22 protein-coding genes are annotated in these 23560 nt (G+C 71.7%); 9 read left to right on the top strand and 13 right to left on the bottom strand.

Features of this window, described 5'->3' with window-relative positions:
• The first annotated feature begins 143 nt into the window (after nt 1-143).
• On the top strand, nt 144-809 hold the full coding sequence (locus AB0K60_RS01960; RefSeq protein ID WP_364047515.1) for a TrkA family potassium uptake protein: 666 nt from the start codon (nt 144-146) through the stop codon (nt 807-809).
• Entirely contained in the window at nt 809-1468 is a 660-nt protein-coding gene (locus AB0K60_RS01955; protein WP_364047513.1) for a TrkA family potassium uptake protein, read from the top strand. Before AB0K60_RS01960 ends, AB0K60_RS01955 begins: the two co-directional genes overlap by 1 nt.
• Before the next feature lie 81 nt (nt 1469-1549).
• Here AB0K60_RS01955 and AB0K60_RS01950 read toward each other — a convergent pair whose 3' ends face one another.
• From AB0K60_RS01950 to valS, 6 genes are all read right to left on the bottom strand, one after another.
• Nucleotides 1550-2236 (bottom strand): DUF3159 domain-containing protein, encoded by a 687-nt coding sequence (locus AB0K60_RS01950; RefSeq protein WP_364047511.1) that lies wholly within the window; start codon nt 2234-2236, stop codon nt 1550-1552.
• A gap of 20 nt (nt 2237-2256) precedes the next feature.
• A complete protein-coding gene (locus tag AB0K60_RS01945) occupies nt 2257-2757 on the bottom strand; it encodes an OB-fold nucleic acid binding domain-containing protein (protein WP_364047509.1) in 501 nt (166 codons plus the stop codon).
• Between the two features lie 49 nt (nt 2758-2806).
• Nucleotides 2807-3475 (bottom strand): DUF3710 domain-containing protein, encoded by a 669-nt coding sequence (locus tag AB0K60_RS01940; protein ID WP_364047507.1) that lies wholly within the window; start codon nt 3473-3475, stop codon nt 2807-2809.
• Nucleotides 3476-3549: 74 nt separating this feature from the next.
• Entirely contained in the window at nt 3550-3987 is a 438-nt protein-coding gene (dut, locus tag AB0K60_RS01935) for a dUTP diphosphatase (protein ID WP_364047505.1), read from the bottom strand.
• A gap of 41 nt (nt 3988-4028) precedes the next feature.
• Nucleotides 4029-5330: an AI-2E family transporter gene (locus AB0K60_RS01930; RefSeq protein WP_364047503.1), complete on the bottom strand. Its 1302-nt coding sequence runs from the start codon at nt 5328-5330 to the stop codon at nt 4029-4031.
• Between the two features lie 462 nt (nt 5331-5792).
• A complete protein-coding gene (gene valS / locus AB0K60_RS01925; protein ID WP_364047501.1) occupies nt 5793-8438 on the bottom strand; it encodes a valine--tRNA ligase in 2646 nt (881 codons plus the stop codon).
• Nucleotides 8439-8547: 109 nt separating this feature from the next.
• Between valS and AB0K60_RS01920 the strand changes: the two genes are divergently transcribed.
• Nucleotides 8548-8832 (top strand): DUF4235 domain-containing protein, encoded by a 285-nt coding sequence (locus AB0K60_RS01920; protein ID WP_364047499.1) that lies wholly within the window; start codon nt 8548-8550, stop codon nt 8830-8832.
• Between the two features lie 175 nt (nt 8833-9007).
• Here AB0K60_RS01920 and AB0K60_RS01915 read toward each other — a convergent pair whose 3' ends face one another.
• The gene (locus AB0K60_RS01915; RefSeq protein ID WP_364047497.1) at nt 9008-10393 is read right to left on the bottom strand and encodes a trehalose-6-phosphate synthase; all 1386 of its coding nucleotides are present in this window, start codon (nt 10391-10393) and stop codon (nt 9008-9010) included.
• 139 nt (nt 10394-10532) lie between these two features.
• Entirely contained in the window at nt 10533-11171 is a 639-nt protein-coding gene (locus AB0K60_RS01910; RefSeq protein ID WP_364047495.1) for a hypothetical protein, read from the bottom strand.
• Nucleotides 11172-11510: 339 nt separating this feature from the next.
• On the opposite strand from AB0K60_RS01910, the gene AB0K60_RS01905 reads away from it, so the two are divergent.
• Nucleotides 11511-11867, top strand: a complete 357-nt coding sequence (locus AB0K60_RS01905) for a hypothetical protein (protein ID WP_364047493.1) — start codon at nt 11511-11513, stop codon at nt 11865-11867.
• A 49-nt stretch (nt 11868-11916) separates the two neighbouring features.
• Here the strand turns inward: AB0K60_RS01905 and AB0K60_RS01900 are convergent, their stop codons facing one another.
• The 3 genes from AB0K60_RS01900 to AB0K60_RS01890 all read right to left on the bottom strand — a co-directional run bounded on the left by AB0K60_RS01900 (nt 11917) and on the right by AB0K60_RS01890 (nt 14524).
• The gene (locus tag AB0K60_RS01900) at nt 11917-12216 is read right to left on the bottom strand and encodes a DUF4193 domain-containing protein (protein ID WP_161479042.1); all 300 of its coding nucleotides are present in this window, start codon (nt 12214-12216) and stop codon (nt 11917-11919) included.
• 285 nt (nt 12217-12501) lie between these two features.
• On the bottom strand, nt 12502-13863 hold the full coding sequence (locus AB0K60_RS01895; RefSeq protein WP_364047491.1) for a HAMP domain-containing sensor histidine kinase: 1362 nt from the start codon (nt 13861-13863) through the stop codon (nt 12502-12504).
• A 7-nt stretch (nt 13864-13870) separates the two neighbouring features.
• Complete coding sequence (locus tag AB0K60_RS01890) at nt 13871-14524, bottom strand: response regulator transcription factor (RefSeq protein ID WP_364047489.1); 654 nt, start codon at nt 14522-14524, stop codon at nt 13871-13873.
• A 295-nt stretch (nt 14525-14819) separates the two neighbouring features.
• Here AB0K60_RS01890 and AB0K60_RS01885 point away from each other — a divergent pair, with 295 nt between their 5' ends.
• Entirely contained in the window at nt 14820-14996 is a 177-nt protein-coding gene (locus tag AB0K60_RS01885; RefSeq protein ID WP_364047487.1) for a hypothetical protein, read from the top strand.
• On the opposite strand, the gene AB0K60_RS01880 is transcribed toward AB0K60_RS01885, so the two are convergent.
• The gene (locus tag AB0K60_RS01880) at nt 14968-15825 is read right to left on the bottom strand and encodes an inositol monophosphatase family protein (RefSeq protein ID WP_364047485.1); all 858 of its coding nucleotides are present in this window, start codon (nt 15823-15825) and stop codon (nt 14968-14970) included. The two genes, AB0K60_RS01885 and AB0K60_RS01880, sit on opposite strands and share 29 nt — an antisense overlap.
• Nucleotides 15826-15865: 40 nt before the next feature.
• On the opposite strand from AB0K60_RS01880, the gene AB0K60_RS01875 reads away from it, so the two are divergent.
• Nucleotides 15866-16840, top strand: a complete 975-nt coding sequence (locus AB0K60_RS01875; RefSeq protein ID WP_364047483.1) for a ferrochelatase — start codon at nt 15866-15868, stop codon at nt 16838-16840.
• A 123-nt stretch (nt 16841-16963) separates the two neighbouring features.
• On the opposite strand, the gene AB0K60_RS01870 is transcribed toward AB0K60_RS01875, so the two are convergent.
• Nucleotides 16964-18301, bottom strand: coding sequence for a lytic transglycosylase domain-containing protein (locus AB0K60_RS01870; protein WP_364047481.1), 1338 nt, complete (start codon nt 18299-18301; stop codon nt 16964-16966).
• A gap of 216 nt (nt 18302-18517) precedes the next feature.
• Between AB0K60_RS01870 and AB0K60_RS01865 the strand changes: the two genes are divergently transcribed.
• The 3 genes from AB0K60_RS01865 to sepH all read left to right on the top strand — a co-directional run bounded on the left by AB0K60_RS01865 (nt 18518) and on the right by sepH (nt 23412).
• Nucleotides 18518-19747, top strand: a complete 1230-nt coding sequence (locus AB0K60_RS01865; protein WP_364047479.1) for an MFS transporter — start codon at nt 18518-18520, stop codon at nt 19745-19747.
• A 15-nt stretch (nt 19748-19762) separates the two neighbouring features.
• Nucleotides 19763-21064: a D-arabinono-1,4-lactone oxidase gene (locus AB0K60_RS01860; protein WP_364047477.1), complete on the top strand. Its 1302-nt coding sequence runs from the start codon at nt 19763-19765 to the stop codon at nt 21062-21064.
• Between the two features lie 419 nt (nt 21065-21483).
• The gene (gene sepH, locus AB0K60_RS01855; protein ID WP_364047475.1) at nt 21484-23412 is read left to right on the top strand and encodes a septation protein SepH; all 1929 of its coding nucleotides are present in this window, start codon (nt 21484-21486) and stop codon (nt 23410-23412) included.
• Nucleotides 23413-23560 lie beyond the last annotated feature (148 nt).

Below are 23560 nucleotides of genomic sequence, written 5' to 3'. Positions count from 1 at the left end.
GGGTCCCGGCTGCCGACCGCACGGAGGACGCGTGGGGGAAGGCAGGCCATACTGTCCTGATAGAGGTATTAGGACTGGACTCTTAACGGCCGGATCCGCGGGAATTCACAACAGGTACCGCCTCGACCGAACGGCGGGGGAGCATGCATATCGTGATCATGGGATGTGGCCGGGTCGGCTCCACGCTCGCCCACATCCTTGAGGACAACGGGCACTCGGTGGCCATCATCGACCGCGATCCGCAGGCGTTTCGCCGCCTGCGGGCCGGATTCCGGGGCAAGCGGGTGACCGGCATCGGGTTCGACCGCGACGTGCTCATCGAGGCGGGGATCGAGACCGCGGGCGCGTACGTCTCGGTGAGCAGCGGAGACAACTCCAACGTCATCTCCGCCCGGGTGGCCAGGGAGACCTTCGGCGTCGAGAACGTCGTGGCGCGCATCTACGACTCGCGCCGCGCCGAGGTCTACCAGCGGCTCGGCATCCCCACGGTGGCGACCGTGCGGTGGACGGCCGACCAGATCCTGCGCCGCATCCTGCCCGAGGGCGCCGAGCCGCTGTGGCGCGACCCCACCGGCACCGTGATCCTCGCCGAGGTGGTCTTCCACCCCCACTGGATCGGCACGACGCTCCATCGGATCGAGAAGGCCGTCGGCGCCCGCGTGGCGTTCATCAACCGGATGGGCGAGGCGCTGCTGCCCAAGGCCGACACCGTGCTGCAGGAGGGGGACATCCTGCACGTGATCGCCGCCGAGAACGACATGGACCGCATTCACAAGGTGCTGTCGGGCACCCCCGAGGAGGAGGACTGATGCGCGTCGCCATCGCCGGAGCCGGCGCCGTCGGCCGGTCCATCGCCGCCGAGCTGCTGGAGAACGGCCACCAGGTGCTGCTCATCGACGCCGACCCCAGGGCCATCAAGATCGACAGTGTGCCGAAGGCGGAGTGGCTGCTCGCCGACGCGTGCGAGGTCTCCTCGCTCGACGAGGCCGGGCTGAACAACTGCCAGGTGGTGATCGCCGCCAGCGGCGACGACAAGGTGAACCTGGTGGTCTCGCTGCTGGCCAAGACCGAGTACGGCGTGCCCCGCGTGGTCGCCCGCATCAACCACCCGAAGAACGAGTGGCTGTTCAACGAGTCGTGGGGCGTGGACGTCGCCGTCTCCACCCCGCGCCTGCTCAGCGCCCTGGTGGAGGAGGCGGTCAGCGTCGGCGACCTGGTGCGGCTGATGACCTTCCGGCAGGGTCAGGCGAACCTGGTCGAGCTCACCCTGCCCGAGGACGCGCCGGTCGTCGGCCAGCGCGCCGGGTCGGTGCCGTGGCCGCAGGACTCCGCGCTGGTGGCGATCCTGCGCGAGGGCCGTGTGCTGGTCCCCTCCGCCAACGATCCCCTGGAGGCCGGGGACGAGCTGCTGTTCGTGGCCACCCAGGAGGTCGAACGCGACCTGGCGCAGTTGCTCGCCCCGCACTGAGCGGCCCCGATCGGCTCCCCAGCGGCACTGAGCGGCCATTGAGCGGCACTGAGCCGTGCCGCGTGGCGGACGGGCCGGGCGTCAGGCCCCGCCCGCCGCCGGGGTGATCGGGGTGCGGCCTCGGGCGAGGACCCAGACCATCGCGCCGAGGGCGGCCACCTGCAGCGGCCAGCCGAGCACCACCTTGCTGACGCCGAGGACGGCCACCTGGTCGGCGTAGTAGAGGGGGAGCTGCACGACCACGCGCAACACGCATGGGAGCAGCAGCAGCCAGGTCAGCCTGGAGCACAGGCGTACCATGCCGGGGTCGTTGCGCCAGGCGGACAGGTCGGCGGTGATCGCGCCGACGAGGAAGCCCACGATCGGCCAGCGGACCACGATGGACAGCAGCATGCCGGCGGCGTACGCGGCGTTGTAGAGGATGCCGGGCAGGAACACGTCCTTGGCCTCGCCGGAGCGGCTGGCGAGGAAGGCGCCGATGCCGATGCCGACGAGGCTGTTGAGGACGAACTGCGGCGTGGAGCGCTGGACGAGGCGCACGAGCAGGAGCAGCACCGCCGTGCCGATGCTGATGATCAGGCTGAGCTTGAGCTGCTCGGTGGCGATCCAGCTGATGGTGAAGGCGATGGTGGGCACCGCGGCCTCCAGGATGCCGCGCTTGCCGCCCAGCGCCTTGGCGAGCTGGGCCCGCACCGCGGCCTCCACGGTCTCGTACGCGGCCGGCCGCGCCGGATCCGTGGCGTCCTCCGTGGCGTCGGCCGAATTCATGCTGCCAGCCCCTTCCTGGATCATTGACCACCCGTGGGACGCAGTTCGTACCGCGGGTTGAACATCACCTTGCGACCGTCCTGCAGACTGACCAGGCCCTCGGCCCGCACCACCCGGCCCGGCTCGATGCCGACGATCTTGCGACGGCCCAGCCAGACCAGGTCGATCACGTCGGAGCCGTCGTACAGCTCCGCCTCCAGGGCGGGCGCGCCGCCCCTCGGCCGCAGGGTCACCGTCCGTAGAGTACCCGCGACCCGGAACCTGCGCCGCCCGCCACACGAGACGATCGGCGTCGCGTCCTCCCGGTCCAGGTCCTCGCGCAGCTCCTCCGCCTCAAGTTCCGACTGGCCGGCCGTCAGCCGCCGCAGCAGCGCCCGCAGCCCGCCCTGCTTTTCAGTACCCGGCTTTTCAGTACCCGGCTTTTGCGCACCCTGGCTCTGGGAGCCCTGATCTTGAACGTTCTGTTTCGGACGCTCACCACGCGCCTCGCCGGATCGCCCCTCACGAGGCTCGCTGCCCATCGACGTTCACCCCTTGACTACCCCGCCTGCTGAACCAGGTTAGGTCAGTTCAGCGCGTTTCCGTTATCTCGGGGCCGCGTTCGAACGGGTTCAAATCGGGACGGCCGGTCTGGGCGGCCTGCTGCTCCATCGCCTGCCTGGCCTCGGGGGGCAGCCGCAGCTCGATGGGCTCCTTGGGGGGCATCGGATGGTCGCCGCGGACCACGACGATGTCTCGGACGACGTCCTCCAGCGTCGCGGCGGCCTCGGCGTCGACCGCGGCCTTGCCGCTGATCACCGCCCGCAGGAACCAGCGGGGGCCGTCGATCCCGCAGAACCGCACCGGCTGCAGCGCCTCACCCTGCCTGACCCGGGCGGCCAGCTCGACGCCGAACGGTCCCTCGACCTCCTCGGCGGTGCCGCCGGAGGCGGTCACCTCGCGCTTCAGCTCGCCCCTGACCTCGTCCCAGATGCCGCTGCGCTTGGGCGCGGCGAACGCGTGGACCTGCAGGGCACTGCCGTCCACCAGGATGACCGCGCCCACGATCTGGTCCCCGGCGACGTTGAGCTGCACCTCGAACCCGGGCCCGATGGGCAGGAGCATGCCGCCGAGATCGACCCGCTCCCCCTCGGGGTGGGGTTCGTCGGCGTCCCAGGGGCCGGACTCCCGCTGGGGCACGGACGCCTCTTCGGCGACCGGTGCCGCCCGCTCCCGCTCGCGGCGGCGACGTCGGAACACTGTTCTCACTCTCCTATTGGTCACTGAAGGCCGCTGTCGGCGCGGCGGCTCCCCCTTCGGGGCGGGCCGCGCGGCTACCGGCCGGTGGAGCCGAAGCCGTTCGCGCCTCTGACCGATCCCGGCAGCCGCTCCACCTCGTGGAACCGTGCCCGCTCGACCCGCTGGATCACCAACTGGGCGATGCGATCCCCGCGGCTCAGCCGCACGGCGTTCTTGAGGTCGGTGTTGAGCAGGGTCACCTTGATCTCGCCCCGGTAGCCGGCGTCGACCGTGCCGGGGGCGTTGACGAGGGTGACGCCCAGCCTCGCGGCCAGTCCCGACCGCGGATGCACGAACGCCGCGTAGCCGTCGGGCAGGGCGATCGCGAGCCCGGTCGGCACGACGGCGCGCTCGCCCGGCAGCAGCTCGACGTCCTCGCGGGCGTAGAGATCGGCCCCGGCGTCGCCGGGGTGGGCATAGGCGGGTGGCGGCAGGTCCGGGTCGAGCCGCTGGATCAACACCTCGACGCTCATCGGTCACCTCCGGCCGCGGGTACTGGTCACGAACGCAGACCTTACCGGCTGTGCGGCCTGGACACCTCGTTCGCGTCCTCCGCCGTGCCCGCGTCCTCTCCCCCGCCCCCGGCCGGCCTCTCGCCCTGCTCCTCGGGCGGACCCTCGGCAGGCCCCTCGCCAGGCTCCTCGGCCGGCCTCTCGGGCGGTCCGCCGGTCGGCCCCCCGCCGGGGCCCCCGCCCGGCCCGCCGCCCGTCTCCCCCGGCGGCCCGGCGTGGAAGTCCGACGGCGGAGGCAGGGCCCGCTGGTCGTGGCGCAGCTCGGGCAGGGCCCGGTAGAGCACCGCCGCGATGGGCACCGCCACGGCCGCGCCGGTGATGCCGGCGAGCACGCCGCCGACGGCGAGCACCAGGATGATCGCCAGCGGATGGAATTTCACCGCCCGGCCCACGATCAGCGGCTGGAGCACGTGGTTCTCCAACTGCTGCTCCACGACGAGGATGCCGATGAACACCAGCGCGTAGATCGGCCCCTTCGCACCGAGGGTGACCAGGGCGGCCAGGCCGCCGGCGAAGAAGATACCGATGATCGGGATGAAGCTCGCCAGGAAGATCAGCACGGCGAGCGGCGCCCACAGCGGCACCCCCATGCCGGCCAGCACGATACCCATGATGACGCCGTGCACGGCGGCCACCATGACGGTGCCCTGCACGTAGTGCGACAGGGTGCGCCACGCCGCGCGTCCGGCCCGGTCCACCCGGGGCCGGGCCCGGCCGAACCCCTTCAGGAACCACGACCAGATCCGTTCGCCGTCCTTGAGCAGGAAGAACGTCACGAACAGCATGAGCACGATGCCGGCGAGCACCTCGACGGCCACGGCCGCGCCCGTCACCAGCGTGCCGGTGATCGCGGCACGCTGCTCGTTGAGCTGCCGCGTCACCTCCGAGACCATGTCGGCGAGCTGCGACTCACGCAGCCCGAGCGGCCCGGTGAGCAGCCAGTTCTGCAGGTCCCTCGCGGTGGTCTGCACCTGGTCGACCAGGCGCGGGAACTCGTCGTTGGCGCGCGCCCCGACGATCCAGCCGGTGATGCCGAGGACGGCGAGCGCGGTCAGCATCGTCAGCCACGTCGCCGCCATCGAGTTCAGCCCGGCCCGCCGCAGCCCGTCGGTGAGCGGGAACAGCAGCGCCGTCAGCAGCAGCGCGATCGCCACCGGCAGCGCCACGAACTGCAGCGTGGCCACGATCTGCGCGAAGTAGTAGACCACCACCCCGAGCACGATCAGGCGCCAGCTCCATGCGGCCATCGCAGCCAGCACCGGCGGGACGCTCGGCGGACGGCGGTCGTCGTTATCGGGGATCACACGTCAAGCCTGTCACGTCCGCCGGGCGGTTGCGCACTACCTAGCGTGTCGGAAGCGGGACAGCCTCTTCACCCGCAGGTAAGTTCCCGCAGGGGACGCGCCCGGCGTGCCGCAGTAAAGGTTTCCCCACCCTTCGGGCGCGGCGACGGCACCCACGGGCGTCGTCCGATCGCCTGCCCGCTCCGCCACGGCCGACGGAACGGCTCCGACCGGATACTGGCACCATTCCGATCACCTGCCCGTCCCGCCCAGGCCGACGGAACGGCTCCGGCCGGGTACCGGCACCATTCCGATCACCTGCCCGTCCCGCCCAGGCCGACGGAACGACTCCGGCCGGGTACCGGCGCAACCGTCCCGCCCATGACGGGCCGGGGAGGACTGCGGCGGCCCGTCTCCGGCCGCCGCCCGCCGGGTCGTCCCGTCCGCGCGTGCCGCGAGCGGTCCGCGCGGACGGGAGGGGTTTCAGGCCAGGGTCACGCGTACGGCGGTCTCTCCGTCGGCGTGCTCGAGCACGAACTCCTCGATGACGCCGGCCGCGCACAGGTCGTCCTGGCCGGGTCGCACCAGTTCGGCGTCGGGGCCGACGACCTCGACCCGGGAGACCTGGGCGCGCATCGACGCCTTCGCCTCCGACTTGGCCTTGCGCACCTGTCGCAGCACCGCCGCGACGGCCGCCAGCACGGCCGGGTCACCGGTCGGCCCGGTCTCCGCGCCGGTCGCGGAGACCGTCTCGGAGCCGGTCGCGGGGCCGGTCTCGGAGCCCGTCTCCGCGCCCGCAGCCGCAGTCCCCGCCGGGCGCGCGGCCGGGAGCTCCTCGGGAACCGGCCAGCTCGCCCGGTGCACCGAGCCGTCCCGCCACCACGACCAGACCTCCTCGGTCACGAACGGCAGGAACGGCGCGAACAGCCGCAACATGACGTCGAGGGCCTGGCGCAGCGCCGCCCTCGCCGACGCGCCCGCCTCGCCGTACGCGCGGGTCTTGACCAGTTCGAGGTAGTCGTCGCAGAACTCCCAGAAGAACCGCTCGGTGACCTCCAGCGCCCGGGTGTGCTCGTACCCCTCGAACGCCTCGGTCGCCTCGGCCACCACGCCGCGCAGCGTGGCGAGCATCGACAGGTCCAGCGGCTCGGTCGCCGTCTCGGCGGACTCCGCGGCGGGGTCGCCGAGGCCGAGGATGAACTTCGACGCGTTGAGGATCTTGATGGCGAGCCGCCGGCCGATCTTGAGCTGGCCGGGGTCGAAGGCGGTGTCCACGCCGAGCCGCCCTCCGGCGGCCCAGTAGCGCACCGCGTCCGAGCCGTGCTGCTCAAGCAGCGCCAGGGGGGTGACGACGTTCCCCTTGGACTTGGACATCTTCTTGCGGTCCGGGTCGAGCACCCAGCCGGAGATCGCCGCGTTCCGCCACGGCAGCCTGTCGTGCTCCAGGTGCGAGCGCACCACCGTGGCGAAGAGCCAGGTACGGATGATCTCGTGCGCCTGGGGACGCAGGTCCATCGGGAAGACCCGCTCGAACAGCTCGTCGTCGGTGCACCAGCGCGCCGCGATCTGCGGGGTGAGCGACGAGGTCGCCCAGGTGTCCATGACGTCGGGGTCGCCCATGAAGCCGTTCGGCTTGCCCCGCTGCTCCTCGGTGTACCCGGGCGGCACGTCGCTGGAGGGGTCCACCGGCAGCGCGGACTCGTCCGGCGTGATCGGCGCGTCGTAGATCGGCTCGCCGGATTCGTCCAGCAGGTACCACACGGGGATCGGCACGCCGAAGAAGCGCTGCCGGGAGATCAGCCAGTCCCCGGCGAGGCCGCCGACCCAGTTCTCGTACCGGACCCGCATGTGCGGCGGGTGCCAGGACAGTTCGCGGCCGCGTTCAAGCAGGCGCTCGCGCAGCTCGGCGTCCCTGCCGCCGTTGCGGATGTACCACTGGCGGGTGGTGACGATCTCCAGGGGCTTCTCGCCGCGCTCGTAGAACTTCACCGGCCGCCGCACCGGGCGCGGCTCGCCGTCGAGCTCGCCCGAGGCGCGCAGCATCTCCACGACGCGCTCGCGGGCCGAGTGCACGGTCTTCCCGGCCAGTTCCGCGTACGGCCCGGCGGGCACCCCCGGCGGCGGCTCCGCCACCAGCCGCCCGTCCCAGTCGATGATCGCCCGGGTGGGCAGGTCGAGCTCCCGCCACCAGACGACGTCGGTGACGTCGCCGAAGGTGCAGATCATGGCGATTCCGGTGCCCTTGTCGGGCTCGGCGAGGCGGTGCGCGAGCACCGGCACCTCGACGCCGAACACCGGCGTGGTCGCCGTGGTGCCGAACAGCCCCTGGTACCGCTCGTCGTCGGGGTGGGCGACGAGGGCCACGCACGCGGGCAGCAGCTCCGGCCGCGTGGTCTCGACGTACACCTTCTCGCCGGTGTGCGACCCGAAGGCGATCCGGTGGAAGGCCCCCGGCCACTCCCGGTCCTCCAGCTCGGCCTGGGCGACCGCGGTGCGGTAGGTGACGTCCCACAGCGTTGGCGCCTGCGCGACGTACGCCTCGCCCCGCCGCAGGTTGCGCAGGAAGCCGCGCTGCGAGACCGCCCGCGCGCTGTCGCTGATCGTCGTGTAGAGCAGCGACCAGTCCACCGACAGGCCGACGCGCCGCCACACCTCCTCGAAGGCGCGCTCGTCGATCTCGGTGAGCCGGTGGCACAGCTCGACGAAGTTGCGCCGGGAGATGGGCACCTGGCGCTTGGGGTCGGGCTTGTCCGGCGGCGTGAAGCCGGGGTCGTAGGGCAGCGAGGGGTCGCACCGCACGCCGTAGTACTGCTGCACGCGCCGCTCGGTGGGCAGGCCGTTGTCGTCCCACCCCATCGGGTAAAAGACCGACTTGCCGCGCATGCGCTGGTAGCGGGCGACCAGGTCGGTGTGCGTGAACGAGAGCACGTGGCCCACGTGCAGCGAGCCGGAGACGGTCGGCGGCGGCGTGTCGATGGAGAAGATCTCGTCCCGCGGGCGGGTGCGGTCGAAGCGGTAGACGCCCTCGGCCTCCCAGCGGGCTACCCATACCTGCTCCAGGCCGTCGAGGGAGGGCCTTTCAGGGAGCTGGTATCGGGCGCGCTCGGCGCCTGCGCTTCGTATGGTCATGCCACTGAATGGTAGGACAACGGCGGCACCGGCGTGCGCCCGTTGAATGCGCACGTGTACGCACGGCGGGCAGTAGGGTTCGAATCCTAGTCAGGAAGGGGAGTGCCTCATGGCGGAGAAGCCAGACAAGCCGGAGATGGCGTGGCGCGTCGTCGGAGCCCTGATCGGGCTGGGAACCGGTTTCGTGGCGCGCAAGGCCATCGAGTTCGGCTGGCAGAAGGTGACCGGTAAGAAGCCGCCGGCCGACCCCGACTCGCTGGAGATCAGCATGGCCGAGGCGATCGGGTACGCCGTCGTCATGGGCGTCGGCATGGAGGTGACGCGCATCGTCGCCACCCGTACCGCCGCCAAGCGGTGGCAGTCCTGGAAGCAGAAGGCCGGCGGCTTGTCCTAGAGGTCCTGTCCGGGGAGATCCTGTCCGGGCGGATGTCCCGGCGTCGCGGAGTCGTGATGGGGGTCGTCGTGAGAGGGGTTGTCGTAGTGGGGGTCGTTATGGGGCACGCCTCCGCGTCGGTCCCGGTCGGGCCGGGTCGTCGGGGTGCTGGCTATTCCTCCAGCTATCCCTCCGGTCACCCCTCCAGCGCCGATAGGAATTCGCTGGCCCATCGGTCCACGTTGTAGGTGGAGACCCTGCGCCGCATCGAGCGCATGCGGCGCGCCAGTTCGTCGGGGGTGGCGCGGGCGGCGGCGAGCATGGCGCGCTTGAGCCCGTCCACGTCGTAGGGGTTGACCATGTACGCCTGCCGCAGCTCGTCCGCGGCCCCCGCGAACTCGCTCAGCACCAGCGCGCCGCGCAGGTCGGGACGGCAGGCGACGTACTCCTTGGCGACCAGGTTCATGCCGTCCCGCAGCGGCGTGACCACCATGACGTCGGCGGCGAGGAACAGCGCGGCCAGCTCCTCGTGGCTGTAGGACTGGTGCAGGTAGCTGATCGGCGGCGCGCCGAGCGAGCCGTGCGTGCCGTTGATCCGCCCGACCTGCAGCTCGATCTCGTCGCGCAGCAGCCGGTACTCCTCGACCCGCTCCCGCGACGGGGTGGCGATCTGCACGAAGACGGCCTCGCCAGGGGCGAGCGAGCCCTCGTTCAGCAACTCGCCGAACGCCTTGAGCCGCTGCCCGATGCCCTTGGTGTAGTCGAGCCGGTCCACGCCGAGGAACACGTGGCACGGGTCGCCGAGCTCGGCGCGGATCTCCTTGGCCCGTTTGGCCACGCTCGGTTTGCGTACCAGCCGGTCGAGCGCGGCGAAGTCGACGGAGATGGGGAACGCCTCGGTGCGCACCACCCGGCCGTCCACGTGGATCTCGTGGCGGGTGTTGGGCTGGCCGAGCAGCCGGCGCGACAGGCGGATGAAGTTGGACGTGCCGCCGGGGCGCTGGAAGCCGACCAGGTCGGCGCCGAGCAGGCCCTCCAGGAGCTCCCGTCGCCACGGCAGCTGGGAGAACAGCTCCTCCGGGGGGAACGGGATGTGCAGGAAGAAGCCGATCCGCAGGTCGGGACGGAGCCTGCGGAGCATCGCCGGCACGAGCTGGAGCTGGTAGTCCTGCACCCACACGATCGCGCCGGGGGCCGCCGCGTCGGCCGCGGCGCGGGCGAAGCGGTCGTTGACGGCGCGGTAGGCGTCCCACAGGACGCGGGAGTAGATGGGCTTGGCGACGACGTCGTGGTAGAGCGGCCACAGGGTCGCGTTGGAGAAGCCCTCGTAGTAGAGCTCCACCTCGGTGGCCGACAGCGGAATGGGGATCAGATGCATGCCCTCGTGATCGAAGGGCTTGAGCTCCTCGTCCGGAGCGCCGTGCCAGCCCAGCCAGGCGCCGTCGCGGCTCTGCATAACCGGGGCGATGGCCGTGACCAGGCCGCCGGGGCTTCGCCGCCAGGACGCCTTGCCGTCCGGGCCGATGGTGCGGTCGACCGGTAGCCTGTTCGCTACGATCAGAAACGAGCTCGTGGTGCGCACTCGACCTCCCGGTGTGGTCCGTTTAGGACCACCATACGAAACCGGGCACCAGCTCTCGTATCCGACTCTCGGTCATAGAGTTCTCACATATCGAAAATCATGACCGTGGGCGAATTAATAGGACATTTCGGTTTAGCAATTATCCTGGGGGTAGAGCGCGTTGTCTGCGTAGATCCTCCCGTACGGCCCGCCCGAGCCGACGTGTGGCCATCCGGTTGAGCGTGCCGCCGGCGACGGCCCCGGTCAGGAAGGGCCCGAGGGTCGTCAGATGCCGTCCGAGGGTGCGCATCAGGCGGTTGCGCAGGGCGGTCTTGGCCGCGGTGCCGAGCGCGATCGTGACCGATCCCGGGGTCAGCGGGTCCACGCCGCGCTGCTTGGACCACGCCGTGGTGAACGCCAGCGCCCGCTGGGTCGGCGTGCCGGGGACGGCCACGCCGTACACCTCGTGCAGCTCGGCGATGAGCTTGACCTCGATGGCGGCCACCACGAGGGTCTCCGCCACGAGCTGGGCGGGGGCCGACAGCAGCAGCGGCGGCGCGGCGAACTCCGCCGCGGCCAGGGCCCCGCCGACCGCGCCGACCGCCGTGGTGGCCTTGGCCGCGGTGCGGATCAGGTCCTCGGCCAGCTCTTCGCCGGTGAGTCCGTAGTGGTGCTCCTGTAGGGTGGACAGGTCGCGGATCGGAACCCGTGGCGCGATCGACATGAAGACGTCGGCCAGCCACTTGCCTCTGGCCGCTCCGGACGCGCGTGCCTGTTTCGCCCGCCGTCGGAGTGCCACGGTGAGACGGCCGAGCAGCCGTCGCCGCTCGGCCGTGTCCAGTTCCTCACGCTCGGCGAGCTTGCCGACGAGTTCGGCTACCTCGTCGTTCTTCGCGATGTCGTTTTCTGTTTCGTCGTTTACGGTTCCGCCGTCTCCGGTCCCGTCACTTCCGGTCCCGTCACTTCCGGTCCCGTCACTTCCGGTCCCGTCACTTCCGGTCCCGTCACTTCCGGTCCCGTCACTTCCGGTCCCGTCGTCTCCGGTTGCGTCGCTTCCGGTCCGGTCGGCTCCGGCCCCACCCTGTCCGGTTCCGTCATTTCCGGAGTCGTCCTGTCCGGTCGCACCGTTTCCGGTTCCGTGGTCGCCGGTTTCGCCGTCGGGGACGGCGTCCTTTTCGGCGGCGTCTTTTCCGGCGCCGTTTCCGGCGCCGCCCGCCGGGCTGTCGGCGGTGCCGTCGCCGGTCGCGAGGTCCTCTCCGGCGGCCTTCCCACCGGCGTCGCCGACCGCGTCGGCCGCACCGGCCGGCCCGCCGGGCTCGGCGCCGACTCCGGCATCGGCCCCGGCGCCTGCTCCAGTACCGGCCTCACTGCCGGCCTCACTGCCGACCCCAGTACCGGCCCCAGTACCAGCCCCGGTACCGGCCTCAGTACCGGTCCCAGTGCGGACCTCTGCGCCGGCATCGTCGCCGGCGCGGGTGTCGTCGTCGCCGGATGACCGATCCGCTTTGGATGTCACAACGCGGACCCTCCTATCATCGGAACGGTCAGGCGGCGCACTCGCGGCAGACCTGCTGACCGTTCCGCTCGGAGGCGAGCTGGCTGCGGTGGTGCACCAGGAAGCAGCGCGAGCAGGTGAACTCGTCGGCCTGCCTGGGTATCACCCGCAGCGACAGCTCTTCGTTCGACAGGTCCGCGCCGGGCAGCTCCAGCGACTCGGCCAGGTCGGTCTCGTCGATGTCGATGCTGCCGGAGGACTTGTCGCTCCGCCGCGCCTGGAGCTCCTGGAGGCTGTCCTCGCTCAGGTCGTCGTCGGTCTTACGTGGGCTGTCGTAGTCGGTAGCCATGTGAGTACTCCATCCCCCTCATCTATGTGTCTGCGCACCGTCGCGCGCCTATAACGTCTGGGAAGCCCATCTTGTGCCCGTTTCACCGGGGAGATTTTGCATCGGTACCCCGAGATGGCATATCACGAACCTCCTAGCACGCCGGGGCCGTGCTTCCGGCACGCCGAGTTAGCCAAATATGGCCAAACCCCCAGCGCCGGACGCGTGGCCCGACATGTTCGACGGCACATCCAACCACATGTCCGCACCGTTTTGAGACGCTCCCCCGCCGGTTGTTCCGGGGAGTCACGCCTGCGGCAGGCGTACGGTCACCACCAGGCCGCCGCCGTCCCGCGGGGCCGCCTTGACCGTGCCTCCGTGCGCGCGCACGACCGCCCGCACGATCGACAGGCCGAGGCCCGCGCCACGGGCGGAATCGATCCGGTCGGCGTTGAGCCGCCGGAACGGCTCGAACAGGTCGTCCACCTCGTACGCGGGCACCAGCGGCCCGGTGTTGGCGACCTGAACAACCGACCCCCCGTCCAGAATTCCCGTGCGTACCCACAACTGGCCCGCCTCGGGCACGTTGTACTTGATGGCGTTCTCCACCAGGTTCGACACGCACCGTTCCAGCAGCACCGGGTCCCCGGTCGTACGCGCGGGGAACAGGTTGACGTGCACGGTGACGCCGTTCTCCGCGGCGTTCGCGGCGAGCTGGTCGACGGCGGTCTGCGCCACCTCGCGCAGGTCCGCCTCCTTGCGCACGCTCAGCTCCCGCTCGCTGCGGGCCAGCAGCAGCAGGCCCTCGATGAGATGTTCATTGCGGGCGTTGGTGCCGAGCAGGGTGCGGGCCAGCACCTTCAGGTCCTCCGACGCCTCCGGGTCGCCGAGCGCCACCTCCAGCACCGTACGGTTGATCGCCAGCGGGGTGCGCAGCTCGTGCGAGGCGTTGTCGACGAACCGCCGCTGCGCGTCGAAGGCCCGGTTGAGCCGGGTGAGCATCGCGTCGAAGGTGTCGGCCAGTTCCTTCAGCTCGTCGTCGGGGCCCTGCAGGTCGATGCGCTCGTGGGCGAGGGAGGTCTCCGACAGGCGGCGTGCCGTGGCGGTCATCTTCTGCACCGGGCGCAGCGCCCGGTCGGCGGCGAAGTAGCCGAGGATGAGCGCGATCACGCCGAGCCCGAACAGGGTGAGCAGCGACCGTCTCAGCAGCGCGCTCTGCACCCCCTGGATCGCCGCCTCCCGCTCATGCGCGTACACCTCACGGAACTGGTCGATCACCTCCGGCGACCAGCGGGGGTTGACGGCCACGTCGCCGGGCATCAGCAGGATCTCATCCATCAGGTGACCCGCGTACGCGTACATCACCGTCAGCAGCACGGCCCCGCCGAGGAAGAACAGCGCGCCGTAGATGAGGGTGAGCCGCACCCGGATGCTCATCCGGTCGCTGATCGCCTTCAGCCGCTGGTAGGGGCTGGGCCGCAGCGCGATCGGCGAGGGCGGCGGGGGCCCGTCCCAGACCGGCGGGCCGGTGGGCGGGGGCGGCTGGGCGCCGGGCCGGGAGGCGCGCGGGCTCTCGACGGTGAGCTGCTCGCTCTTCCAGCCCGCCGCCTTGCCGGCGGGGTAGCCGGGGCCCGCCCCTGCCGTTCCCTGATTCCTGTCCTGGCTCATCGGCCGCTCACAGCTTGTAGCCCACGCCCGGGACGGTCTCGATCACCTGGGGCTCGCCGAGCTTCTTGCGCAGCGTCATCATCGTGACACGCACCACGTTCGTGAACGGGTCGATGTTCTCGTCCCAGGCCTTGTCCAGCAGGTCCTCCTGGCTGACGACGGCGCCCTCGGCGCGCATCAGCTCCTCCAGGACCGCGAACTCCTTCTTGGTCAGCGTCACCTCCCGGCCGTCGCGGGTGACGACGCGCTTGCCGGGGTCCAGCCGGATGCCCGCGCGCTCCAGCACCGGCGGCAGCGCCGGGGCCGAGCGCCTGCCCAGCGCCCGCACCCGCGCCACCAGCTCCAGGAACACGAACGGCTTGGCGAGGTAGTCGTCGGCGCCCAGCTCCAGGCCCTCGACCTTGTCGTCCACCTCGCCGGAGGCGGTGAGCATGATGATGCGCGAGGCCGTGCGCTCGGCGACCAGGCGGCGGCAGACCTCGTCGCCGTGCACCTTCGGCAGGTCCCGGTCGAGCACGATCACGTCGTAGTCGATGTAGGAGGTCTTCTCCAGCGCCTCGGCGCCGTCGTAGGCCACGTCGACCGCCATGGCCTCGCGACGCAGGCCCGTCGCGATCGCGTCCGCGAGCACCCGCTCGTCCTCAACCACAAGCACCCGCACCGTCCCGCCGCCTTTCCTCGTGCGCTTGTCCGTGTGCGCTTGTCCGTGTGCGCTTCTCCGTGTGACTCGCTTCTCCGGATGGAGTCGGAGCCGAACCGCCTCCAATTCTCGTCCCTCGCAGCGTAAGCGGGCGGTAAGCCCGCCGCCGCCCGGTACGCGGGTGACCCAGGTGACACACGACACACCGCGACTTGGCGAAAAACTCCGAAAGTCATGTTTAGCCGAATGCAACGCCTGGGTAGGGCGTGGTCCAACCAACCGTCCCTGCCCCCTACAGCACGAGAGAGAAGGTGAGATGGGCGAGTTCACGACCACGATCGAATTCCGGCTCGACCAGGCCTACAAGGGTCTGGCGGAGGCCCGGTCGGCCGGCGACGACTTCCTCGCCGACACGCTCACCGCGGAGATCGAGGACCTGCGTCGCATCGCCGACGACAACGGCATCACCCTTCCCCGCCAGATGTCCCGCTGAGATCCCGCTCAGGTAGATCGCGTTCCGGGTCCAGCGGCGCGAGGAGGTCGTGTAGCTCCTCGAACAGATCCGGCGCGGCGCAGATCGTGAGTTCCGGGCTGTACGGCTTGCCGTACAGCCCTCCGATCCTCGCCCCGGCCTCCACGGCGATCAGGCCCCCGGCGGCGTAGTCCCAGTACTGCGGCCCGCGCTCGTAGTAGGCGTCCACTCGCCCGGCCGCCACCGAGCACAGGTCCGACGCCGCCGATCCCGCGCGCCGGATGTCGCGCACCCGGGGCAGCACGTGCGCCAGCACCTGCGCCTGTACGGCACGCCGTCCCGGCCGGTAGCCGAACCCGGTGGCGACCAGCGCCTGCGCCAGCGGCACGCCGGTGTTGCAGCGCAGCCGCTCCCCCGTGGTCAGCAGGTAGGCCCCCGCGCCCCGCTCGGCCGCGAACACCTCGCCGCGCGGGACGACGTTCACCACCCCGGCGGCGATCTCGCCGTCCACCTCCACGGCGATGCTCACCGACCACTCGGGCAGGCCGTACAGGAAGTTGACCGTGCCGTCCACCGGATCGACGATCCAGCGCACCCGGTTCTCGCCGGAGCTGTGGCCCCCCTCCTCGCCGAGGATGGCGTCGTGCGGCCGGCTCTCGCGGATGCGTCCCCGGATCAGTTCCTCGGCGGCGCGGTCCAGCGCCGTCACGACGTCGGTCGGGCTGGATTTGGTCTGGATCACCTCCGGCCGGTCCGGCCGCTTGTCCAGCAGCATGTCGCCGGCCTCCCGGGCGATGCCCACGGCCAGGTCGAGCAGATCACTCAGGGGAACGTCCAGCACATTGCTCACTCTGCCGAACCTACATCGGCGCGTGCGGTTGGATGGAGGCATGGGGAGTTATGACGCTTTGCTCGTCGTCTCGTTCGGCGGGCCGGAGAAGCCCGACGACGTGATGCCGTTTCTGGAGAACGTCGTACGGGGGCGCGGCGTGCCGCGCGAGCGGCTGCTGGAGGTCGAGGCCCACTACCAGCGGTTCGGCGGGGTGAGCCCGATCAACCGGCAGTGCCGGGAGCTCATCGAGGCGATTCGGCCGCACGTGGACCTGCCGATCTACTGGGGGAACCGCAACTGGCATCCGTTCCTCGCGGACACGCTGCGGGAGATGGCGGGCGACGGGGTGCGGCGCGCGGCGGCGTTCATCACCTCGGCCTACAGCTCCTATTCGAGTTGCAGGCAGTATCTCGACGACATCGAGCGGGCGCGCGCGCAGGTGCCCGGGGCCCCCGAGGTCGTACGGCTGCGCCACTACTACGACCACCCGGCCTTCATCGAGGCGTTCGCCGATCACGCGGCCGAGGCGCTGGGGCGGCTGCCCGAGCAGGTGCGGGACCGGGCGCGGCTGGTGTTCACCGCGCACAGCATCCCGGTGTCGATGGCGGCGGGCGCGAGCCCGTGGGGCGGCGGGTACGAGGTGCAGTTGCGCCGGGTGGCGGGGCTCGTGGCGGATCGGGTGGGCCGCGGGGACTGGGACCTGGTGTGGCAGAGCCGCAGCGGCCCGCCGCACGTGCCGTGGCTGGAGCCGGACGTCTGCGACCACCTGCGCGTGCTGGGCAAGGAGGGCGTCGAGGCGGTCGTGCTGGTGCCGATCGGGTTCGTCAGCGACCACATGGAGGTCGTCTACGACCTCGACGTCGAGGCGGCGGAGGTGGCCCGCGAGCTCGGCATACCGTTGACCCGCGCCGCCACGGCGGACACCCATCCGCGCTTCGCCGCGATGGTCGCCGACCTGCTCGCCGAGCCCGAGCCGGTCAACTGCCCGGCCTTCTGCTGCCCGGCTCCAAAGCGTCCGGGCGTCCGGCCGTAACCGGGGGTCGGGTTCACCCGTCGGCCGGACGTGCGTCGGGCCTGTCGTCGTGGATCGGTCGCGGGATCGCCCTCCGTCGCGGACGCCGCTCAGGGGTGTGGCGGCCTGACCCCGGTCACGTCGTCACGGGTAGGCGGCGGCGTAGGCGTTGGCCAGGTTGAGGACCTTGGCGACGTACGACCACGAGTGGTTGTAGTGCCAGACCGCCTTCTCCAGTTTTCTCCCGCCCTGCCCGGCGCCGACGGCGCACAGGTAGTTCGCCGCGCCGGGGACCGCGTCGTACGGGCTCCAGATGTCGGCCTTGCCGTCGCCGTCGCCGTCCACGCCGTACACCTTCCAGGTGGCGGGCATGAACTGCATGGGGCCGAGCGCCCCGGCCGACGACGGGCCGTTGTTGCGGCCGTGGCCGCTCTCCACCTGGCCGATCGCGGCGAGGACGGTCCACGACAGGCCGGGGCACAGGGTGGCGGCCCGCTGGTAGAGCTCGATGTAGCTGCCGGGCCTGCCGACGCGGCCGGTGAAGGTCTCCCGGGAGGGCGGGGCGGCGGACGCGAGCGGGGTGGCGGACGCGCTCGGGGCGGGGCGAGCGGCGGCTGCGGGGCCGGTCAGGGCGACCTGGCTGCCGTCGCCGAGCACGCGGCGCACCTGGCGGGACACCGTGGTCGCCTGTGCCGCCGGGCCGTTCACCAGCACGACCGCGCCGGGCATGAGGCCGAGCCGACGTCCGGTCTCCTCGCTGACGTAGCCGTCCACGCCGGGCAGGCCGATCGCGGCGGAGGCCGCCAGGCGCAGGCGGGGGCCGCCGTCGAGCTGGTAGTACGCGCCGGGGACAAGGCTGAGCCGACGGGCGGTGGCGGCCTCGGCGATGAACTCGCCGCGGCGCAGGGCGTCCCACGGCTCAGGGCGGTCGGCGACGCCGACGGGCGTCCAGGCGCGGAACTCCTCCACCGGTACGGCGAGCAGGTTGAGCGTGACGCCGGAGACGCGGACCGCGCCGCCGCCGAGGGTGGCGGTCTTGTTCACGTGCCGCAGGGTGCGGATCCGGCGCAGGTGGTCGTCGGTGAGGGGGCGGGGGGCGACCGCCACGAGGGTGGGCGGGCTGAGCTTGATCACGGTCGGGGCGGTGCCGGTGGCCTGGCCTCCCGGCGAGGCGGCGGGCCCCGCCTGATCGGGTCCGGAGCCGGCGGCGGCGCGGTCGCCGGGCATGGCCAGGAGGGAGATCGCCGACGGGAGGTCGGCGCGCGCGGCCCCCTGCGGCGCATCCGCCGTGCCCCTGTCGCCGGTTCCGCCGGTCGGGGCGGTCGCGTCGAAGCCTCCGAACGCCGTGTCCGCGCCGTCCGCGCCGTCCGTACCATCCGGGCCGCCGCGTACCAGCAGGAAGGTTCCGGCCGCCGCGATGGTGACGAGAATCACCCCGGCCAAGGTACCGACCACCAGGGCGAGTTGGGGAAGACGGGACACGGCGCAAACGTTAGACGCAATGACCTTGTGTCGGGAACGTACGAGAAAAATAACTTGTGCGTACGTAATCGGTGAGTCAAGGTCAAAGGGGACATTCCGTATGTCTCGGGTGGGCTTCGCCGTCCGCTGAGCACGAACGGCGATCGCGATGCCGTGGGCGGGCATCGCGTGGGCGCGCCCTCACGGGCGCGTGGTCGTGAGTGGAAGGAAGACGACGTGGTCGGGCCGTATCGTGATCTCTTCAGCCTGCCCGGGGTCAAGGGTTTCGTCATCACCGGATTCATCGGGCGGATGCCCATGTCGATGCTCGGCATCGGCGTCGTCCTGCTGATCTCCGCCCTGACCGGGTCGTACGCGACCGCCGGCGCGATCTCGGCGACCGTCTCGGTCGCCTTCGCCGTCGCCGGGCCGCTGTCGGGGCGGCTGGTGGACATGTTCGGCCAGACCCGCGTGCTCATCCCGCTGGTGCTGCTGCACGGCGCGGCGCTGGTCGCGCTCATGCTGCTGGCCGGGAACGGCGCCCCGGTCTGGACGCTGTTCGTCGCCGGCGCGGTCGCGGGCGCGGCGGCCACCTCGCTCGGCTCGATGGTGCGGGCGCGGTGGACGTACCTGTTCTCCGGCTCGGCGCGGCTGCACACGGCGTTCTCGTTCGAGTCGGTGGCCGACGAGGTGATCTTCGTGTCCGGCCCGACGATCGTGACCGCGCTGGCCACCATGGTCAGCCCGTACGCCGGGCTGCTGCTGGCGGTGGTGCTCGCCGTCGGCGGGACGGTGGCCTTCGCGTTGCAGCGCCGTACCGCGCCTCCGGTGGTGCGCACCGGGAGGCGGCACCAGGGCACCCCGATCCTCATCCCGGGCATCGCGCTGCTGTCGGCCGTCTTCCTCGCGATGGGCGCGGTGTTCGGCTCGGTCGATCTGATCACCGTGGCGTTCGCCGAGGATCATGGGGTCAAGAGCGCGGCGGGGCCGCTGCTGGGCGCGTTCGCCGGGGGCAGCCTGGTCGCCGGGCTCTGGTACGGCGCGCGGGCCTGGAAGATCTCGCTGCACACCCGGTTCCGGCGCGGGCTGGCGGTGTTCGCCGCCGGGCTCACCCCGATCGTGCTGATCGACAACGTCATCGCCATGGGGGTGACGCTGTTCGTCGCCGGGCTGGCGATCTCCCCGACCATCATCACCGGCTACGCGCTGGTCGAGCGGCTGGTGCCGACGCACCTGCTCACCGAGGGCATGTCGTGGATCTCCACGTCGGTGGGCTTCGGCGTGGCCATCGGCGCCTGGGCGGGCGGACGGCTGACCGACCTGTTCGGCGCGTCCAACGCCTACGCCTTCTCCCTGCTGAGCGGACTGCTCGCGGTCGGCATCGCGCTCGGCGGCTCGGCGCTGCTACGCGTGCCGGAGACGACGGTTCGCCCGGCCGCGCACCCTACCGGCGACCAAGGTTCATGAGTATCGTTCACGTTCATGAGCGAGGTGTTCCGCAACTGGGCGGGTAACCAGGTCGCCACCCCCATCGAGGTGCGGACGCCGTCCTGCACGCGGGAGGTGGCGGCGGCCGTCGCGGAGGCGGCCGAGACCGGGCGGCGGGTGCGCATGGCCGGCAGCGGGCACTCGTTCACCGGCGTGGCGCTCACCGAGGGCCTGCTGCTGCGGCCGCACGCCCTCACCGGGGTGCGCGAGGCCGGCGACGGACGAGTCAGGGTCGCGGCGGGCACTCCCCTGCACGTGCTCAACGAGGAGCTGCACCGGCGCGGCCTCGCCCTGGCCAACATGGGCGACATCACCGCGCAGACCGTCGCCGGGGCGATCCAGACCGGCACCCACGGCTCCGGGCGGGACGTCGGCGGGCTCGCCGACCAGGTCGCCGCCCTGGAACTCGTGCTCGCCGACGGCTCGGTCGTCGAGGTGGGCGAGGACGACCCGGACCCCGAGCGGCGCGACCTGTTCGACGCGGCCCGGGTCGGGCTCGGGGCGCTCGGCGTGGTCACCGAGGTGACCCTCAAGGTGGTGCCCGCGTTCCGGCTGCGCTCCGAACGGCGGCCGATGCGGTTCGGCGAGGTGCTGGAGACGCTGGAGGAGCTCACCACGCGCAACGAGCACGTGGACTTCTTCTGGTTCCCGCACACCGACTTCTGCATGGTCAAGCTGCACAACCGCGACGACGGGCCGGTCACCGGCTCCGGCGGGTTCAAGCGGTGGTTCGACAACGTGTTCCTGGAGAACACGGTCTTCGGGGCGGTGTGCGAGGTGGGGACGCTGTTCCCCCGGACGATCCCGGCGATCAACCGGCTGTCCGGCCGCGCGCTCACCGCCGCCGCGTACACCGACGTGTCGCACCGGGTGTTCGCCACGGTGCGCCGGGTGCGGTTCCTTGAGATGGAGTACGCGATCCCCGCCGAACGGCTCCCGCAGGCGTTGCGTGAGGTGCGCGACCTGATCGACCGCGGCGACTGGAACATCGTCTTCCCGGTCGAGGTGCGGGTGTCGCCGCCGAGCGACGCGTGGCTGTCCACCGCGTACGGCCGCGCCACCGCGTACCTCGCCTTCCACGTCTACCGGCGCATGCCCCTGCCCGCCTACTTCGAGGCGGCCGAGCAGATCATGGTACGGCTCGACGGCCGCCCGCACTGGGGCAAGCTGCACACGCGGGACGCGGCCTACCTCGCCACGGCGTACCCGCGCTTCGGCGACTTCGCCGCGCTGCGGGCGAGGCTCGACCCGCGCCGGCTGTTCGGCAACGACCACCTGGACGCGGTCCTGGGGTGAGCGGCGCGGGGACGGACGATGCCGGGCGATGCCGGGCGATGCCGGGTTGCGCCTGGTTAGCGGCCTTTCGGGCGGGGTAGTAACCCGCGCGGCGGCAAGGACTTGGCAAACCGGGAGGGGTGACGGCGCGGCCTCCTCAAGGATGTGGGCGCGTGAATTCTTCTTCGAACTCTTCGCCCAAGTTCACGGCACGACCGCGTCCGATTCGCGAGAATCCGTCAAAGGCCGTTGCCGGTTGCCATACGCCGGTGGTCTGTATAAGGGTGATTACGACAAATGTGACCGGCGTCACAGCGACTCCGGCGCCCCCTAGGAAGGCGATGTTCGGACATGCCGGGTACGGTGCTGGCAGGGAACCGACTCACGCGAGAGACTCAAGGGTCCGGGGGAAGATTGAGCACGACGACGAAGGGACTCGCATGCAGGAGCTCCGACTCGTCGCGGTGAGCGAAGACGGCACGTACCTGGTGCTGGCGACGGCCGGCCGAGGTACGCGCTTCACGCTCCCCGTGGACGACCGGCTCCGTGCAGCCGTCCGCGGCAACTTCTCCCGTCTCGGCCAGTACGAGATCGAAGTGGAGAGTCCGTTGCGCCCCAAGGAGATCCAGGCTCGCATCCGCGCGGGAGAGACCGCCGAGGAGATCGCCGCCACCGCGGGGATCCCGGTCGAGCGGGTCCGCTGGTTCGAGGGCCCCGTGCTGCAAGAGCGCGAGTACATGGCCCAGCAGGCGCAACGCATCGCCGTACGCATGCCCGGTGAGGCCGGCGGCCCCCGCCCGACCCTCGGCGAGCTGGTCATCGAGCGGCTGACCCGGCGGGGCGTGCCCACCGACGAGATCGACTGGGACTCCTGCAAGCGCGACGACGGACTGTGGCGGGTCAAGCTCGGCTACGTCTGGAACGGCCACACCCGGCACGCCGAGTGGCTGTTCGACCCGCGCCGCCGCCACATCACCCCACACGACGACGAGGCGATGCGCCTGTCGGCCGCCGAGTACGTGGAGCCGGTCGAGGACACCACCGTCACCCCGTTCGTGCCGCGCCTCGCCGCCAAGCTCGCCCCCGTACCGGCGATCAACGACCTCCCCCCGCAGTTCACGCCACTGCGCTCCGACGCGCCCGGCGACCCCGCCACGCCGCCGCCGCTGCCTCCGGTGCCCGTCGATCCCGACTCCGACCTCATCACCGCGGACTCCATCAGGCCGCCCCTCGACCGGCGTCCCCCATCCCCCCGCGAGCCCCTCGGCCTGCCCGCCGCGTTCCTCGGCGACGACCGCGCGCTCCCCGCCGACCCCGCCCACCGCGCCGACCCACGCCCGCCCGCCTCCTTCGCCCCCGAGACGGCCACGCCCACCGACGCGCCCGCGTCCGGCCGGGGCTTCGAGCCGTCCGCCCCCGACCTGTCCGCGTCCCCCGAGCCCGACCAGGCGGTACGCCCCGTCGTGGCGGCCCGGCCCGCGTCCGAACCGGCGGAAACCGGCCTCCCGGCCCAGGAGCCCGCCACGGCCGCCCGCCCCGCCTTCGAGTCCCCGGCCTCGGAGGCGTCGGCCGCCGAGCCCTCGATCGAGCCCGCGACCCCGGAATCGCCGCACGTCGCCTCGCCGATAGCGGAAACGCTGCCGACGGACCCCACAGGTCCGGCAAAGGCATCGGCACCCGCCCGCCCGGCATCCGAGCCCGCGACGTCACTGGGATCGACGACGGAATCGACCCCCGGCCACTCCCCGGCCAAGCCTTCGGCCCCGGATCCGTCGGCGTCCGAGCCCGGCACGGCCCAGCCAACGCCCACACCCACACCGTCGGCCCCTGCGCCGTCCGCTCCCGCGCCGTCGGCCCCTGCGGCCGAGACCCCCGCGTCCGGGACGCCTGTGTCCGGGACGCCCGTGCCGCCCAGGCCCGCGCCCCCGGTCCCCGCGCCGTCCCCCAGCCCCAAACCCGACCTCGTGGTTCCCGAGCCCCGCGTGGTCGAGCCACCGGTAAACGATCCTCAGCCCGCCAAGCCCGCAGCCGAGCCCATCGTCGCGAAGGTCCCGGCCCCACCGGTCGCGCGCAAGCCTCTCCCGGCCACCCCTCCGACGAAGGCCCCGGCAGAGCCGGTGGCCGTCCCCGCCGCCCGCACCAGCGAGGACGGCGCCGACGCCGCCCCCAAACCGGAGCCGCCGATCGAGGACCCCGCGACGGAGCAGGCCGCCGACCCGGCCCCGCAACCCGTTCCGCCCCAGCCGGCCCCTCCCCCTCAGCCCGTCAAACCGGCCAAGGCACCCCGCTCCCGCAAGGGCTCCCGCAGCCGCCGCGCCTCCGTCCCCACCTGGGACGAAATCATGTTCGGCGCCCGCCGCCAGGACTGACCCGCACCCACCGGCAAGGAGGCCCCAAGCCCGATCCGCCGGCTTCGCCCCCATCACGGCGAAGCCGGCGACCCATATCCCCGTCCATCACCTGAATCTTGGACGACTCGGACATACCACTAGACCGCGACCAACTCGGGCTTACTTC

It is taken from the genome of Thermopolyspora sp. NPDC052614 (genome assembly GCF_040678635.1).
GTDB lineage: Bacteria > Actinomycetota > Actinomycetes > Streptosporangiales > Streptosporangiaceae > Thermopolyspora.
Note: the sequence above shows the minus strand (reverse complement) of the source record. Positions and strands in the feature narration are given on the sequence as shown.